We start from the raw sequence: 16,137 nt of genomic DNA, 5'->3' as shown, positions 1-16,137 counted from the left end.
CGATTTCCGCGGGTCGCGCCCGTCGGGGACGCAGGCGATCAGCTGGCGGTCAGGAGAAGTCGAGGTCGCCGGTGCGCGTGCGCTTGAGCTCGAAGAAGTAGGGGAACTTCGCGAGCGCCACGGCGCCGTCCCAGAGCTCGCCGGCCTCCTCGCCGCGCGGGATCTTCGACAGCACCGGACCGAAGAAGGCCGAGCCGTTGATGTGGATCGTCGGGGTGCCGACGTCGTCACCGACGGCGTCCATGCCCTCGTGGTGGCTCTTGGCGACGAGCTCGTCGAGGGACGCGTCGTCCCAGGCCTCGATGACGTCGGCCGGGAGGCCCACGTCGGCGAGCGAGGCGGCCGTCATCTCGCGGTCGAGCTCCTCGCCGTTGTTGTGACGGCGGGTGCCGATCGCGGTGTACCACTCGCCGAGCGTGGCGTTGTCGTAGTCCTCGGCGATCCTGATCGCGACCCGGACGGGCTTCTCCTTGCCGGCGAGCATCTCGCGGTAGCCGTCGGGGATGTCCTTGTCCTTGTTGAGGTAGGCCAGCGACATCACGTGCCACTGCACCTCGATGTCGCGGACCTGCTCCACCTCCTTGATCCACCGGGAGGTGATCCACGCGAACGGGCAGAGCGGGTCGAACCAGAAGTCAGCGGTAGCCATACCTGGTCCAAGGATGTGCGCCCGTTGAGTATTCCGCGGTCGGTGGCAGGATGCGCCCATGCCTGGAACCAACCTCACCCGGGACGAGGCCGCCACCCGCGCCTCCCTCCTGGACGTCACGTCGTACACCGTCGACCTGGACCTGATGAGCGCCACACAGCCCGACCAGGGCACGTTCGGCTCCGTCACCACGCTCGAGTTCACCTGCCGCGAGCCCGGGTCGAGCACCTTCGCCGACCTGGTCGCGCCGAGCGTCCGCGAGATCACCCTCAACGGGCGCACCCTCGACCCCGCGACGGCGTACGTCGACAGCCGCATCGCGCTCGACGACCTCGAGGCGACCAACACGCTCGTCGTCGTCGCCGACTGCGCCTACTCCAACACCGGTGAGGGCCTGCACCGCTTCGTGGACCCGGCCGACGACCGCGTCTACCTCTACAGCCAGTTCGAGGTGCCCGACGCCCGTCGCGTGTTCACCACCTTCGAGCAGCCCGACCTCAAGGCGGTCTTCACGTTCAACGTGACCGCCCCGTCGCACTGGGTCGTGGTGTCCAACGCCGCGACGCCCGAGCCGGTCGAGGGCGCCGACGGCGCGTCGGTCTGGCACTTCCCGGAGACGAAGCGGATGTCGACCTACATCACCGCGATCGTGGCCGGCGAGTACCACGGCGAGTTCGACACCTACGAGGGCAAGTTCGGCACCATCCCGCTGGGCCACTACTGCCGGCAGTCGCTCAAGGAGCACATGGACACGTCCGTGCTCGTCGACCTCACCAAGCAGAGCTTCGCGTGGTTCGAGGAGCAGTTCGACTACCCCTACCCCTTCGGGAAGTACGACCAGCTCTACGTCCCCGAGTACAACGCGGGCGCGATGGAGAACGCCGGCTGCGTCACGCTGCGCGACGAGTACCTCCCGCGGAGCCGCCAGCCGCGCTCGTTCTTCGAGTTCCGCGCCTCGGTGATCACCCACGAGATGGCGCACATGTGGTTCGGCGACCTCGTGACGATGAAGTGGTGGGACGACCTCTGGCTCAACGAGTCGTTCGCCGAGTGGGCCTGCTACTGGTGCGAGGCCAACGCGACCGAGTTCACCGACGCCTGGACCGGGTTCGCCAACGCCCGCAAGCAGACCGGCTACCGCGCCGACCAGCTGCCCTCGACCCACCCGATCGCGGCCGACAACGTCGACCTCCACGCGGTCGAGGTCAACTTCGACATGATCACCTACGCCAAGGGCGCCTCGGTGCTCAAGCAGCTCGTCGCGTGGGTGGGCATCGAGCCGTTCCTCGAGGGGCTGCGCGCCTACTTCAAGGAGTGGGCGTTCGGGAACCCGGAGTTCAAGGACCTGCTCGCCACGCTCGAGAAGGCGTCGGGCCGCGAGCTCGACGGCTGGGCGCAGGAGTGGCTCCAGACCGCCGGCGTCAACACGCTTGCGCCGTCGTTCGAGCTGTCCGACGACGGCACCTACTCGTCGTTCGCCGTCACCCAGACCGCACACGAGGACTGGCCGACGCTGCGTCGCCACCGCCTCGGCATCGGCCTCTACGACACGGTGTCCGACGAGAACGGCGACGGCAGGCTGGTCCGGCGCGACTACCTCGAGATCGACGTCGAGGGCGCGACCACCGACGTCCCCGAGCTCGCCGGCGTGAAGCAGCCCGCGCTGCTCCTGCTCAACGACGAGGACCACGCCTACGCCAAGATCCGGCTCGACGAGCGGTCGATGGCGACGGCGATCTCCTCGCTCTCCACCTTCGAGGACTCGCTGCCTCGCGCCCTCGTCTGGGGCGCCGCCTGGGACATGACCCGCGACGCCGAGATGCGGACCCGCGACTGGACCGACCTGGTGCTCGCCAACATCGGCCAGGAGTCCGACGCGTGGGCCGTGACCCGGATCCCCGCGTCGACGGCGCTGGCGGTCAACTTCTACTCCGACCCCGCCCACCGCGCCGACCTGCGTACGACGTGGGAGTCGGGGCTCCGTGAGCTCCTGCTCGCAGCGGAGCCGGGCAGCGACCACCAGCTCACGTTCGCCCGCTCCTACGCCGGCGCCGCCCACCACGACGCCGCGCTCGACGACCTGATCGGGCTGCTCGACGGGTCGTTCACGGTCGAGGGTCTCGCGATCGACCAGGACATGCGCTGGACGCTGATCACCGCCCTGGCGAAGTCCGGTCGTTTCGGCGACGCCGAGATCGACGCCGAGCTCGAGGTCGACAAGACCATCTCCGGCCAGGAGTCGGCTGCAGCAGCCCGCGCGGCGCAGCCGACGCCAGAGGCGAAGGAGGCTGCCTGGGCCGCCGTCATCGACCCGGCCACGCCCAACGAGACCGCCCGCGAGGTCGCGTTCTCGATCTTCCGCTTCGGCCAGGAGGACGTCCTCGAGCCCTACCTCGAGAAGTTCCTCACCGCCGCCGAGACGCTGGTGGACGTGCTCGGCTTCCACAAGGCCTCGACGATCCTCGAGTACGCGTTCCCGAAGCCGCTCGGCTCGGCCGCCACGCTCGCCCGTCTCGACGAGTGGCTCGAGACGAGCACCGCCCCCAAGCAGGCCAAGCGCTACATCGGCGAGGCGCGCGCCGACATCGCCCGAGCCCTGGCCGCCCAGGAGCACGACGCCCGCTGACCGGGCGCTTCCTCGCGCTGCACGACGCTGACCGGGCGCTTCCTCGCGGAGGAAGCGCCCGGTCGGTGCGTCTCAGCGCGAGGAATCGCCGGGTCGCGTCAGGCGTGGAGCGTGTTCTGCGGACGCGCGTGCTCGGCGAGCATCGTGATGCCGCGCTGGAGGCCGGAGAGCAGGCTCCCGGCGGCGAGCTCGGACGACATCGCCAGCACGGCCAGCTCGACCTCGGCGTCGCTCAGGTGACGGCGTACGTCACCGCCCGTGACGACCTCGATGGCGCGGCGGGCAGGGTCGACGAGGACGAGCACGCTGCGCGAGGGGACGACGAGCCGGTTGTGCAGCCGGGTCGCCCATGCGCGGGTGTCGTCGGAGTCGGCGGTCCCGACGTAGACGGAGAACTCGAAGCGGCAGGACTCCTCGGCGAGCCGGATGGTCCGGTCGAGAGCGAGCCGGTCGCTCTCGCTCAGCTCACCAGCTGCCACTTGCGCCACCCGCCCGCGAGTCGTCGCCGTCGGGGGCGGGCAGCTCGGCGACGCCCTGGCGGGGCCCGCCGATCCACTGGCCCTCGGGGTGACCACCCGGTCCGGCGTGGTCGGGGAGCAGCTTCTCGCCGCGGGTCATGGCGGGGAGGTAGACCGCGAGCACGATGAGCACGAACAGCAGCAGCGGAGCGCCGAGGTAGAGGCCCAGCGCGTGCAGGAAGTCGAGGCTGTTGTGCTCGGTCTGGTCGCCCCAGCCCTCGGGCACGTCGGCGTGGGCCGGGGCCGCGAGCAGGGCCAGCACCGCCGCACTGGTCAGGACGAGGGAGCGGACACCCCGTCGGGCCGAGCGTGGGGGGCTGAGGCGCGTGGTCACGGCAGACAGGCTATCGCCATACTGGCGGGCATGCCTCACCCCCTCATCACCCCGATCATGAACGTGACCGAGGTCTCCGGGAGCGAGACCGTTCCACTCACCACACCGCTCACCACCTGCACGGACGGCAACCTCTGCACGCTGGTCCGCGACTGGACCGGCAGTGACACCGCGGCCAACGTCACGGACTGGGTCGTCGGCAAGCCCAGCGCCCTCATCGGACTGATCGTCATCGGACTGCTCGCGCGGTGGCTGCTCCACCGCGTCATCGACCGGGTCGTCAAGCGGGCCGAGGTCGGGGTGCTTCCCAACCGGCTCAGCCGCGCCATCTCGGGCAGCAGGGCAGGGGCAGCGCTCAACCTCCGCGACGACGCGACCTACACCCGACGCGTCCAGCGCGCGGCCACCATGGGCACGCTGCTCAAGAGCATCGTCAGCGGCGTCGTCTTCACCGTGATCACGCTGATGTTCATCGCCGAGCTCGGCTACGACATCGCGCCGCTGATCGCCAGCGCCGGCATCATCGGCGTCGCGCTGGGCTTCGGCTCGCAGGCGCTGGTGAAGGACTTCCTGTCCGGGATCTTCATGATCTTCGAGGACCAGTACGGCGTGGGCGACGTGGTCGACCTGGGCGAGGCGTCCGGGACGGTCGAGGCCGTGAGCCTCCGCGTGACCCGCCTGCGCGACGTCAACGGCACCGTCTGGTACGTCCGCAACGGCGAGATCCTCCGCGTCGGTAACATGAGCCAGAACTGGGCACGCACGGTCCTCGACGTCACCGTCGGCTACACCGAGGACCTCGCGCAGGTGCGCCGCGTGCTGGAGGACGTCGCGCACGACCTCTGGATGGACGAGGACTTCAAGGGCCTGATCATCGAGGAGCCGGAGGTCTGGGGCGTGGAGTCGCTCGGGGTGGACGGCATCGTCGTCCGGGTCACCCTCAAGACCGCGCCCATGGAGCAGTGGGGCATCGCCCGCGCGATGCGCGAGCGGGTCAAGGCACGCTTCCAGCACGAGGGCATCGAGCTCGCCGTCGCCCAGCGGGTGATGTGGCAGGAGAGCGCGCCGTCTGCCGCCTCCGCCGAGCCGACCGAGGAGGCGTGAGATGACCGGGACGTTCTACGACGAGATCGGCGGCGAGGCGACGATCCGCACGATCGTGCACCGCTTCTACGAGGGCGTGGCCTCCGACGAGGTGCTCCGCCCGATGTACCCCGAGGCCGACCTCGGACCGGCCGAGGAGCGCTTCGCGCTGTTCCTCATGCAGTACTGGGGCGGACCCACGACGTACGGCGACACGCGCGGGCACCCGCGGCTCCGGATGCGCCACGCGCCGTTCGAGGTCACCCCGACCGCCGCCCAGCACTGGCTCACGCACTTCCGCGCGGGCCTCCACGCCGCCGAGCTCACGCCCGAGCAGGACGAACGGTTCTGGGACTACGTCACCCACGCCGCCCAGTTCATGGTCAACACGCTCCAGTAGCCGCGTGCGACGGGGTCAGCCGGCGGCGAGCTCGCGGAACGCGTCGGGGACCGGAGCCGGTCGGCCGCTCTCGTTGTCGATGCAGACGCCCACGACCTTCGCGCGGGCGAGCACCTGGCTGGTGCCGTCGGGGTGGACGTCGAGGACGACGGACTCGAACACGACCGACGTGCTGCCGATGCGGGACACCCAGGTGCGGCAGTCGTAGGGCTCGGGGCGGAACAGGATCGGCCGCTTGTAGTCGACGTCGGTCTGCGCGACCACGAGGTGGTAGCCGTCCGACCGCTCCTGGCCGAGCTCCCTGCCGTGGGCGACCATCAGCTGGATCCGGGCCTCCTGGAAGTACTCGAAGTACTTCACGTTGTTGACGTGGCCGTAGACGTCGACGTCGCTGAAGCGGACGTGGACCGGGTAGCGGCCGCCCGGGACGTCCACCACCTCGGGGACGGCCGGCGGGCGGACGGGCTCGTCGGGCTCGAGCAGCCGGGAGAGGGACTCCTTCTCCTCGGGGTGCAGGCGCCGCGGGCGCTCGGTGGCGAAGACGTACGGCGTCAGCAGGGTGCGCGCCCGGAGGTAGACCGTACGGTCGCCGGCCTCGTCCTCGGCGAAGACCTCGTAGCCCATCGTGAAGCTCGCACCCCGGATCTCGGTGACCCAGCACTCGATCGACACCGGCTCGAAGCCGAAGGTCAGCGAGGACACGTAGGTCACCTCGTGGCGCACCACCACGACACCCTCCGCCAGGTCGTCGCCGCGGCTGTCGGGGGCGTGCGTGCGGAACATGTCGACGCGCGCCTCCTGGAGGTAGTCGACGTACGTGACGTTGTTGACGTGGCCGAGGAGGTCGAGGTCGGCCCACCTCAGCGGACAGCGGTAGAGATGGCGCACGCCGTCGATCGTCGCAGAAAGGACCGGGCTAGGGTTTCGACGTCCGTGCAACCGACCAGTAACCGGAGTTCGCCATGCCCGAGGCAGTGATCGTTTCCGCAGCCCGCTCCCCCATCGGCCGCGCCAACAAGGGCTCGCTCAAGGACTTCCGCCCCGACGACCTGACCGCGCTCGTCGTGCAGGCGGCCCTCGACAAGATCCCCGGGCTCGATCCCGCCGCGATCGAGGACCTGCTCCTCGGCTGCGGCCTGCCCGGCGGTGAGTCCGGCAACAACATGGCGCGGGTCGTCACCACGCTGCTCGGGCTGGAGGTCCCCGGCGCGACCGTCACCCGCTACTGCTCCTCCTCGGTGCAGACCACGCGCATGGCGTTCCACGCGATCAAGGCCGGCGAGGGCGACATCTTCGTCTCGGCCGGCGTCGAGACCGTGTCGCGCTTCGCCAAGGGCACCTCCGACCACATCCCCGGCACCCGCAACCCGCTCTTCGAGGAGGCGGGCGCCCGCACCGACGAGACCGCGAAGGGCGGCCAGGACTGGCACGACCCGCGCGAGGACGGCCTGCTGCCCGACATCTACATCGCGATGGGCCAGACGGCCGAGAACGTCGCCCGCCTGCGCGGCCTCGACCGCAAGGAGCTCGACGAGTTCGCCGTCCGCTCGCAGAACCTCGCCGAGAAGGCCATCGCCGACGGCTTCTGGGAGCGCGAGATCACGCCCGTCACCACGCCCGACGGCACGGTCGTGACCAAGGACGACGGGCCCCGCGCCGGAGTGACGTACGACGCGATCGCCGGCCTCGACCCGGTGTTCCGCCCGGACGGTGTGGTCACCGCCGGCAACTGCTGCGCCCTCAACGACGGCGCCGCGGCGGTCGTGATCATGTCCGACACCAAGGCCGCCGAGCTCGGCCTCACGCCGCTCGCCAGGATCGTCTCGACCGGCGTGTCCGGCCTCTCGCCCGAGATCATGGGCCTCGGTCCGGTCGAGGCGACCAAGAACGCGCTGCGCTACGCCGGCATGTCGATCGGCGACATCGACCTCGTCGAGATCAACGAGGCGTTCGCCGCCCAGGTCGTGCCGTCCTACCAGGACCTCGGCATCGACCTCGACCGCCTCAACGTCAACGGCGGAGCGATCGCCGTGGGCCACCCCTTCGGCATGACCGGCGCCCGGCTGCAGAACACGATGCTCAACAGCCTCGACTGGCACGACAAGTCGACCGGGCTGATCACCATGTGCGTCGGCGGCGGTCAGGGCATGGCGATGATCCTCGAGCGCGTCTGAGACCACTAGGCTCACGCCATGACGGACGCCGGGGAAGCCCGTTGGCTCGATGACGACCAGCAGCACTCGTGGCGCGCCCTGATGATGGGGATGACGCTGCTCGAGGAGCGGCTCGACGACGACCTGCGCCGCGAGTTTGGCATGTCGCTCACCGAGTACGAGGTCATGGTGCGGCTCTCCGAGCGGCCGGGCCGGGCGATGCGGATGGCCCAGCTCGCCGACGCGATGGCGCACTCGCGCAGCCGGGTCACCCACACGGTCGCCCGGATGGAGGCGGCGGGGTTCATCACCCGCGGCACCACGCCGGAGGACGGTCGCGGGGTCGTCGCGACGATGACCCAGCAGGGCTACGACCTGCTGGTGAGAGCCGCGCCCTGCCACGTCGAGAGCGTGCGTCGCAACCTGGTGGACCTCGTCTCCGACGACGACTTCGCCGCCGTCGGCCGGGTCTTCGACCGCGTCGCCGACCACCTCGTCACGCGACACCCGGAGGCGGAGATCCGCTAGCACCAGCACGACCGGAGAGCCGGGACAGGTGTTGCCCACCTGTCCCTGTGCCGTGGGACATCGGGCCCAGCACTGTGTGGACACCGCACTCCACGAAAGGCAGAACCCGATGTCCACCACCATCACCACCACCAACCGCGTCCGCTCCGACGTCACCACCGAGCCGTCGAGCACGCCGACCCGCCCGCAGTCGCGGGCGTGGGCCCTGGCCGGTCTCGGCGCAGGTGTCGCGTCGACCGTCGCGACCGTCGGCGCCGGGCTCGTCCACGGCATCTACGCCGAGGACACCATGGGCGACGACGTCGCGATCCTCGGCTCGCTCGAGGGCGACCTCGTGCCGATGACGATCTTCCACGTCGCCATCAGCATCGCCGCGGTGCTGCTCGTCGTCTTCGCCGCCGGGCTGGTCCGCCGGCTGCGCGCGACGATGCCCACCGACAGCCTGGTCCCCCTCGTCGCCGGCACCGGCGTGCTCGCCACCGCCGTGGTGTGGGTCATGGCCGGCGCGCTCGACACCGAGTTCATCTTCGGTGCCACGGCGCCCCAGACGCTCGTGCCGGCCACAGCAGCCGTGTACGGCCACTGGATCGGCACCGTGCCCGGCTGCACGATGCTGATGGGCCTGGGCGGGCTGGGCGTCTTCGCGGCCCAGCGTCGCGGCGGTGCCCCCCGCTGGCTCGGCTACGCCGGACTTCTGCTCGGCGGTCTCACCGTCGTGCTGGGGATCTCGCCGCTGCAGTACATGGCCGGCCTCACCGCAGCTCTCTGGCTGCTGGTCACCGGCAGCGGCTTCGCGTTCGGCGACCGCTCGCACCGCCGAGCCGCGTGAAGCGAAACTCCGCCTCACCGCCTGGTCCGGCCCTCGGGGGCCGGACCAGGCGCCACAATGTCCGCGTGAGGCAGGCGACCACCGACCGGCAGCCCCTGCCGGTCGCTCTGGCGTTCCCTGCCGTCGCGCTGGCGTCGTACGCCGTCACGGTCGCGCTCGGCCTCGCCACCCCGGGCGGGCCCTGGGCCGACTCCGGCCAGTCCGGCTTCGGCAGCGGACTCGGCACCGGCCTGAGCGGCCTGCTCTTCGGCGTGCTCGCCGCGATCGTCCTGCGGCGAGGCGCCTACGCCCGCTTCGGCTGGGTCCTTGCCGCCTCGGCGGTCTTCTGGTCCCTCGACGCGGTCGCCGAGGCGTACGTCCGGCTCGGCTACCTGCTCGACCGACCGCTCCCGGCGATGACGCTCGCCGTGTGGTTCCTCCTCCGGTTCACCGCGATCCTGCTCCCACTGGTCGTCGTGCTGCCGCTGCTCTTCCCGACCGGGCGGATGCTCCCGGGGCGCTGGCGGGTCGCCGGCTGGTCCACCATCGCCGTCGGTGCCGCGTGGACGCTCCTGTTCGTGCTGGGCCCCTCCGATGCGGGGATGTCGACCCCCGTCCCGCCCGGTGCCGACCCCGACCCCACGACGCTCGACGCCCTCGCTCCCGTGGTCGGTCCGGCCACCGGCGTGCTCCGTGTGCTTCTCGTCGTGACGTGCCTGGTGCCCCTCGCGACCGTCCTGGTGCGCTACCGCCGGTCCGCCGGCGTCGAGCGGGACCGCATGCGCTGGCTCGTGTGGGGTGTGCTCGCTGCCGCAATGCTGATCGGCGCGCTGCTGGTGGTCGACCTCGGCCCGCTCGAGCCGGCCGTGCTGTTCCTGACCGTGGCGGTGGTGCCGGTCGCGATGACCGTCGCCGTCGTGAACCCGTCGCTCGTCTCGATCCAGGACCTGCTCGGGCGCACCGTGCTCTACGGCGGACTGTGGACGGCCCTGCTGACCGTCGACGCCGCTGCCCTCGCCCTCCTCACCCGGGCGCTCGGCGACACCCTGGACCAGCGGCAGGTCGTGCTCACGGTGGTGCTGCTCGCCGTGCTGCTCTACGTCCCCCTCCGCGACCGGTTGCGCGCGGTCGTGCGCCGGCTGCTGCTCGGCGAGCGGGACAACCCCTACGGCACCGTCGCCGGGCTGGCCACGAGCCTCGAGACCGCCGAGGAGGGTGCCGAGCAGCTCGCGGCGGTGGCTCGGTCGGTGGCGACTGCGTTCGGCGCGCCCTTCGTGAGCGTCGAGGTGGACCGTCCCGCCGGCGAGGTGCTCACCGCGACCTACGGGACCCGTCCTGCGCAGACCCGCGTGCTGCCGATCACCTACCGCGACCAGCCGGTCGGCCGGCTCGTCCTGCCGGCGCGCGGTCTGCGTTGGCTGTCCCACAGCGACGAGCAGCTGCTGGGCGACCTCGTACGGCAGGCCGCCACCGCGGCGCGGACCAGCAGTCTCGCCGACGAGCTCCAGCAGAGCCGCGAACGACTGGTCGTGGCGCGCGAGGAGGAGCGGCGGCGCATCCGTCGCGACCTGCACGACGGCCTGGGTCCGGCCCTGAGCGGCGTGGTCTTCGGCCTCGAGTCGGCTCGGCTGCTGGTCGACCGCGATCCCGAGGCCGTGAAGGCTCACCTCGCCACGACCCGGGACCAGGTGCAGGAGGTCGTCGCCGACGTACGCCGTCTCGTGCACGACCTGCGCCCACCGGCGCTCGACGACCGCGGGCTCGTCGGTGCGCTCCGTCAGCTGGCCGAGTCGCTCCGTCCGCTCGACGTCGAGGTCGACGCCGACGACCTCGCCGACCTGCCGGCAGCCGTGGAGGTCGCGGCCTACCGGATCGCGTCCGAGGCGATGACCAACGTGGTCCGCTACGCCGAGGCCACCCGGTGCACCGTCAGGCTGGTCCGCGAGCCGCTCGTGCTCCTGGTCGAGGTCTCGGACGACGGCGCCGGCATTCCCGACGACGCACAGGCGGGCGTCGGCATGATGTCGATGCGTGAGCGGGCCGCCGAGCTGGGCGGTCGCAGCGAGGTCACCTGCCCACCCGACGGCGGCACCGTCGTACGCGCGTGGCTGCCCGTCCCGTCCCCCAGAGCCGAGGAGAAGCGATGAGCGACGACATCACGGTGGTGCTGGCCGACGACCACCAGATCGTGCGGGACGGACTGACCGCGCTGCTCGGTGCGCTCGACGGCTTCACCGTGGTCGGCACCGCGTCGGACGGCCGCGAGGCCGTCGACGTGGTGCTGCGCAAGCGCCCCGACGTCGTGGTGATGGACATCCAGATGCCGCAGCTCGACGGCATCGAGGCCACCCGCCAGGTCACGACCAGGCTGCCGGACACCCGGGTGGTGATGCTGACGATGAACGAGGACGACGACACCGTCCTCAGCGCGATCCGGGCGGGCGCCTCGGGCTACCTGCTCAAGGGGTCAGGCGCCGAGGAGGTCGTCGGGGCCCTGCGCGCCGCACGCGCCGGCGGCATGGTGTTCGGCGCGAGCCTGGCCGCGCGGGTCGCCGGCCTCTTCGTGCACGGCGCCGCACCGGTCGAGGAGTCGCCGTTCCCCGAGCTCACCGAGCGCGAGCGGGACGTCCTCGAGCGACTCGCCCGCGGGCACACCAACGACGCGATCGCCCGCGAGCTCTACGTCTCCAACAAGACCGTGCGCAACGCGGTGTCGTCGATCTACGCCAAGCTGCACGCCGCCGGACGGGCCGAGGCGATCATCAAGGCGCGGGAGGCCGGCTTCGGCCGCGACTGAAGGTCGCGGCCGGCCGGCTCGTCGATTGCTCAGTCGCGGGTCAGGCGGCGGTGCGTGACGCGGTGCGGGCGGGCGGCGTCGATGCCGAGGCGCTCAATCTTGTTCTCCTCGTAGGCCGCGAAGTTGCCCTCGAACCAGAACCACTTGGCGGGGTCCTTGTCGTCGCCCTCCCACGCGAGGATGTGGGTCGCGACGCGGTCGAGGAACCACCGGTCGTGGGAGGTGACGACGGCGCAGCCGGGGAAGTCGAGCAGCGCGTCCTCGAGCGAGGACAGGGTCTCGACGTCGAGGTCGTTGGTGGGCTCGTCGAGGAGCAGCATGTTGCCGCCCATCTTCAGCGTGAGCGCGAGGTTGAGGCGGTTGCGCTCACCACCGGAGAGCACGCCGGCCTTCTTCTGCTGGTCGGGGCCTTTGAAGCCGAACGAGGCGACGTAGGCCCGCGAGTTCATCTCGAAGTTGGCGACCTTGATGAAGTCGAGGCCGTCGGAGACGACCTCCCAGACGTTCTTGTTCGGGTCGATGCCGCCCCGGGTCTGGTCGACGTAGGAGATCTTCACCGTCTGGCCGACCTTGAGGTCGCCCGCGTCGGGCTCCTCCTCGCCGGTGATCATCCGGAACAGCGTCGTCTTGCCGACGCCGTTGGGGCCGATCACGCCGACGATGCCGGCGCGCGGGAGCTTGAAGGAGACGTCGTGCATGAGGGTGCGGCCCTCGAAGCCCTTCTCGAGGTCGTCGGCCTCCAGCACGATGTCACCCAGGCGCGGGCCGGCCGGGATGTTGATCTCGGAGGTGTCGATCTTGCGCATCCGGTCGGCCTCGGCCGCCATCTCCTCGTAGCGCGCGAGACGCGACCGGCTCTTGGTCTGGCGGGCCTTGGCGTTGGAGCGGACCCACTCCAGCTCCTTCTCGAGCATCTTGGCGCGCTTGGCGTCCTTCTGCCCCTCGACCTTGAGGCGGTCGCGCTTGGTCTCGAGGTAGGTCGAGTAGTTGCCCTCGTAGCCGTGGATCTGGCCGCGGTCGACCTCGGCGATCCACTCGGCGACGTTGTCGAGGAAGTAGCGGTCGTGGGTGATCGCCATGACGGCACCGGGATAGGTCTTGAGGTGGCCCTCGAGCCACTGCACGGACTCGGCGTCGAGGTGGTTGGTGGGCTCGTCGAGGAGCAGCAGGTCGGGCTGCTCGAGGAGCAGCTTGCACAGCGCGACGCGGCGGCGCTCGCCACCGGACAGGTTGTCGACGAGGACGTCCGGCGGCGGGCAGCGCAGCGCGTCCATCGCCTGGTCGAGCCGGCTGTCGAGGTCCCAGGCGTTGGCGTTGTCGAGCTCGGTCTGGAGGTCGCCGGTCTCCTGCATGAGGGCGTCCTGGTCGGCGTCGGGCTCGCCCATCTCCATGTAGGCGTCCTCGAGGCGCTTCATCTTCGCCTTGAGGTCGGCGACCGCCTCCTCGACGTTCTCCAGGACGGTCTTGCCCTCGGTCAGGGGCGGCTCCTGCTGGAGCATCCCGACCGTGGCCTCAGGGTCCTTGATCGCGTCGCCGTTGTTGGCGTGCTCGAGGCCCGCCATGATCTTGAAGAGCGTGGACTTGCCAGCTCCGTTGGGTCCGACGACGCCGATCTTGGCACCGTGGAGGAACGAGAGGGTGACGTTGTCGAGGACGACCTTGTCACCGTGGGCCTTGCGCACGTTGCGCAGTGTGAAGACGTACTCAGCCATGCGGGCGAGCCTACGGGGAAGCGCTCCTGCGCAGACAATCGCGCCGCCCGGACTACGCGGCCTGCTGCTCGGCTTCCTGGTCGGGCACGGCGACCTGCACGACCTCCGGCTTGGTGAAGGACGTCGTGCCGTGTGCGAGGTCGTGACCGACCGACGTGGCCACCACCTCCCAGGACGTCTGCGGCTTTCCGTCGCGCTCCCACACGTCCGCGACGAGCCGGCCGTGGACGACTACCGGGTCGCCACTGTGCAGCGAGGCGGCGACGTGGCGGGCCAGCCGGTTCCACACCTTCACGGTGTGCCACGAGGTGGTGCCCTTGACCCACTCGCCGTCGCGGTAGCGGGTGGGCGTGCAGGCGATCCGGAAGGACGCGACGTGGCGGCCCTCCGCGACCTCGCGGAGGGTGACCTCGCCGCCGATCCAGCCGGCCAGGGTGATCTGGGTGTCGTACATCGTCGTCTCCTCAGGGAGGCGGCGGTGGATCCGCCGCGATCACCCAAGGCTCGGTCGGGCGACCGACGTGGGGGACCCGGCAGGACGCGACCCTGTGGAGAAGACCGGATCTCGCAGCCCTGTGGACCGTTCGCGGTCCTTCACCTGACGATGGCCCGCTGAGCCGTGATTGCCGCCGAGGGTGGCGGCACACGACACGTCGCAGGCCCGATCCGATGCCGTGTGCCGCCACCCAGCGGGCTGGGGATGTCACATGCCGCCACCCAACGGGCAGCCAGCGGGCTGGGGATGTCACATGCCGCCACCCAGCGGGCTGGCGACCCAGCGGTCCCACACGTGTCCGGGAGATGGCCCTCGAATCGCGCCGACAAGGGCAACATCGCGGACACGTGTCCCGGTCTGGCGTCAGCGCAGGGCGGTCGCCAAGCCGTCGCGGACCTCGGCGTAGGACGCCAGCTCCGCCTGGATCGGCGTCACGACCATCTCCTGCGACACCGCGGAGATCGCGTCACGCAGCCGCTTGTCGGCCTTGCGCGCCCGCGACCGAGCGGTCAGCGCGACGAGCCAGCGACAGACGAGGGCGAGGAGCAGCCCCAACCCGACGCCACCGAGCAGCAGCAACGTCGGGAGCGGGAACGCCAGCACCTCGGGCGTCGGCGGTTCGGGCAGCCGGGCGTAGGAGCCGAAGGCCAGCAGCGCCAGCCAGCCGGCGCCGACGAGCGCGGAGATGATCAGGACGTACTGGAGGACCTTCACCAGCCCTGCCCACGCGGGGATCTTCTCGGCGCCGAGGTCGGTGGAGGCGACGGCCTTGTCGAGCCGGTCGCCGAGGTCGGGCAGCCGGGACACCGACGCCGCGCGTACGGCCTGGGCCCACGAGGGGGCCATCCCGTCGCCGACCTGGTCGGCCAGGGCGCGCACCTCGGTGTCGACCCGCGCCTGCTGGACGCCGGTCGCCTTGGGGACGGAGGTCCGCGCCGCGCCGGTCAGCTCCTTGCCGGAGGAGCCGAGGTCGAGGTGGAGTCGCTTGAGCGGGTCGGGCTTGAGCCGGGAGAACCAGGCCGTCACTGGCCAGCCGGTCGCGCGGTTGGCGCGCATCCGGGTGGAGTCCTCGACGGCCTTCACGACGGTCGGCACGGCGGCTGCTTCGGCGAACGCGTCGTCGAGCGCGGCCACCCGCTCCTTGGACAGGCTCGGCGGCTTCCCGGTGCCGGTCGCCTCTTGGAGCCGCTCCGCCGCTGCGCGGACGTCGGCCTCGAGCCGCGACCGGGTGACCTTCTTCTCGGCGACCCGCTTGGCGACCATCCCCCGGAGCTCGTCGACGCCCCAGCCGTGGCGCGCGCTGACCGGCAGCACGGGCACCCCGGCCAGGCCGTCGGCCTCGAGCAGGCGGCGTACGTCCTCCACCATGCTCGCGCGACGGTTCTCGGGGACGGTGTCGATGTGGTTGAGCACGACGAGCATGACGTCGCGGTGCCCGGCCAGCGGCCTGAGGAACCGCTCGTGGATCGCGGCGTCGGCGTACTTCTGCGGATCGAGCACCCACACGAGCATGTCGGCGAGCTGCACCAGCCGGTCGACCTCGAGGTGGTGCGACACCTCGGTCGAGTCGTGGTCGGGGAGGTCGAGCAGCACCACTCCGCGGAGCTCGGCGTCCTCGTCGGCCGCCGAGAGCATCGAGTCGCGGGTGACCTGGTGGCGGGCCGGGATGCCGAGCCACTCGAGCAGCTCCTCGGCGCCCTCCTTGCCCCACACGCAGGCGGTGGCCCAGGACGTCGTGGGACGGCGTACGCCGACCGCGGACAGCTCGAGGCCGCTGAGGGCGTTGAAGGTGGAGGACTTGCCCGAGCCGGTCGCGCCGGCGAGCGCGACGACGGTGTGGTCGGCCGAGAGCCGGAGGCGACTGGCCGCGCGGGCCGCGACGGCGGCGGCGTCGTCCACGATCGCGTCGTCGACCCGGCCGCGCGCACCAGCTGCGGCGCGTTCGAGGCCGTCGACGCGTGCGCCGACGTCAGAGCTCCGGGTGACCAGCTTCTTGGCCCCTTCGAGCAACGACGTCATGACTCCCTCACGGA

The 16,137-nt window shown here is 71.1% G+C and carries 15 protein-coding genes; 8 read left to right on the top strand and 7 right to left on the bottom strand.

The window, feature by feature from the left end; all coding sequences use genetic code 11:
* Positions 1-49: 49 nt before the first annotated feature.
* Positions 50-649 (bottom strand): mycothiol-dependent nitroreductase Rv2466c family protein, encoded by a 600-nt coding sequence (locus JI751_RS06035; protein ID WP_201934766.1) that lies wholly within the window; start codon positions 647-649, stop codon positions 50-52.
* Positions 650-707: 58 nt separating this feature from the next.
* Between JI751_RS06035 and pepN the strand changes: the two genes are divergently transcribed.
* The gene (gene pepN, locus JI751_RS06030; RefSeq protein WP_201934765.1) at positions 708-3,275 is read left to right on the top strand and encodes an aminopeptidase N; all 2,568 of its coding nucleotides are present in this window, start codon (positions 708-710) and stop codon (positions 3,273-3,275) included.
* Positions 3,276-3,373: 98 nt separating this feature from the next.
* Here the strand turns inward: pepN and JI751_RS06025 are convergent, their stop codons facing one another.
* Both JI751_RS06025 and JI751_RS06020 read right to left on the bottom strand, forming a co-directional pair.
* Complete coding sequence (locus JI751_RS06025; RefSeq protein ID WP_201934760.1) at positions 3,374-3,754, bottom strand: DUF5130 family protein; 381 nt, start codon at positions 3,752-3,754, stop codon at positions 3,374-3,376.
* Positions 3,741-4,127: a hypothetical protein gene (locus JI751_RS06020; protein WP_201934759.1), complete on the bottom strand. Its 387-nt coding sequence runs from the start codon at positions 4,125-4,127 to the stop codon at positions 3,741-3,743. Before JI751_RS06020 ends, JI751_RS06025 begins: the two co-directional genes overlap by 14 nt.
* A 30-nt stretch (positions 4,128-4,157) precedes the next feature.
* On the opposite strand from JI751_RS06020, the gene JI751_RS06015 reads away from it, so the two are divergent.
* Together JI751_RS06015 and JI751_RS06010 are read left to right on the top strand one after the other, a co-directional pair.
* Positions 4,158-5,231 (top strand): mechanosensitive ion channel family protein, encoded by a 1,074-nt coding sequence (locus tag JI751_RS06015; protein ID WP_236665813.1) that lies wholly within the window; start codon positions 4,158-4,160, stop codon positions 5,229-5,231.
* A 1-nt stretch (position 5,232) separates the two neighbouring features.
* Positions 5,233-5,610, top strand: a complete 378-nt coding sequence (locus JI751_RS06010; RefSeq protein WP_201934758.1) for a globin — start codon at positions 5,233-5,235, stop codon at positions 5,608-5,610.
* Between the two features lie 15 nt (positions 5,611-5,625).
* Here JI751_RS06010 and JI751_RS06005 read toward each other — a convergent pair whose 3' ends face one another.
* The gene (locus JI751_RS06005) at positions 5,626-6,498 is read right to left on the bottom strand and encodes an acyl-CoA thioesterase (RefSeq protein WP_201934754.1); all 873 of its coding nucleotides are present in this window, start codon (positions 6,496-6,498) and stop codon (positions 5,626-5,628) included.
* 74 nt (positions 6,499-6,572) lie between these two features.
* On the opposite strand from JI751_RS06005, the gene JI751_RS06000 reads away from it, so the two are divergent.
* From JI751_RS06000 to JI751_RS05980, 5 genes are all read left to right on the top strand, one after another.
* Positions 6,573-7,784 carry an acetyl-CoA C-acetyltransferase gene (locus JI751_RS06000; protein ID WP_201934752.1) on the top strand — a complete coding sequence of 404 codons (1,212 nt, stop codon included), beginning with the start codon at positions 6,573-6,575 and terminating at the stop codon, positions 7,782-7,784.
* Positions 7,785-7,802: 18 nt separating this feature from the next.
* A complete protein-coding gene (locus JI751_RS05995; protein ID WP_201934751.1) occupies positions 7,803-8,291 on the top strand; it encodes a MarR family winged helix-turn-helix transcriptional regulator in 489 nt (162 codons plus the stop codon).
* 109 nt (positions 8,292-8,400) lie between these two features.
* Positions 8,401-9,120 (top strand): hypothetical protein, encoded by a 720-nt coding sequence (locus JI751_RS05990; RefSeq protein ID WP_201934750.1) that lies wholly within the window; start codon positions 8,401-8,403, stop codon positions 9,118-9,120.
* A gap of 65 nt (positions 9,121-9,185) precedes the next feature.
* Positions 9,186-11,246, top strand: a complete 2,061-nt coding sequence (locus JI751_RS21730) for a sensor histidine kinase (protein ID WP_201934749.1) — start codon at positions 9,186-9,188, stop codon at positions 11,244-11,246.
* Complete coding sequence (locus tag JI751_RS05980) at positions 11,243-11,896, top strand: response regulator transcription factor (protein ID WP_201934748.1); 654 nt, start codon at positions 11,243-11,245, stop codon at positions 11,894-11,896. The genes JI751_RS21730 and JI751_RS05980 overlap by 4 nt, the downstream gene beginning before the upstream one ends.
* Before the next feature lie 29 nt (positions 11,897-11,925).
* On the opposite strand, the gene ettA is transcribed toward JI751_RS05980, so the two are convergent.
* The 3 genes from ettA to JI751_RS05965 all read right to left on the bottom strand — a co-directional run bounded on the left by ettA (position 11,926) and on the right by JI751_RS05965 (position 16,123).
* Positions 11,926-13,608: an energy-dependent translational throttle protein EttA gene (gene ettA / locus JI751_RS05975; protein WP_201934741.1), complete on the bottom strand. Its 1,683-nt coding sequence runs from the start codon at positions 13,606-13,608 to the stop codon at positions 11,926-11,928.
* Between the two features lie 52 nt (positions 13,609-13,660).
* Positions 13,661-14,062 (bottom strand): single-stranded DNA-binding protein, encoded by a 402-nt coding sequence (locus JI751_RS05970; protein WP_201934739.1) that lies wholly within the window; start codon positions 14,060-14,062, stop codon positions 13,661-13,663.
* 405 nt (positions 14,063-14,467) lie between these two features.
* The gene (locus JI751_RS05965; protein WP_201934737.1) at positions 14,468-16,123 is read right to left on the bottom strand and encodes a YfjP family GTPase; all 1,656 of its coding nucleotides are present in this window, start codon (positions 16,121-16,123) and stop codon (positions 14,468-14,470) included.
* Positions 16,124-16,137 lie beyond the last annotated feature (14 nt).

Source organism: Nocardioides baculatus, from assembly GCF_016735675.1.
In the GTDB taxonomy this organism is placed as follows: Bacteria; Actinomycetota; Actinomycetes; order Propionibacteriales; family Nocardioidaceae; genus Nocardioides; species Nocardioides baculatus.
The sequence above is the reverse complement of the archived record's forward strand: the minus strand, read 5'-3'. Positions and strand labels throughout refer to the sequence as shown.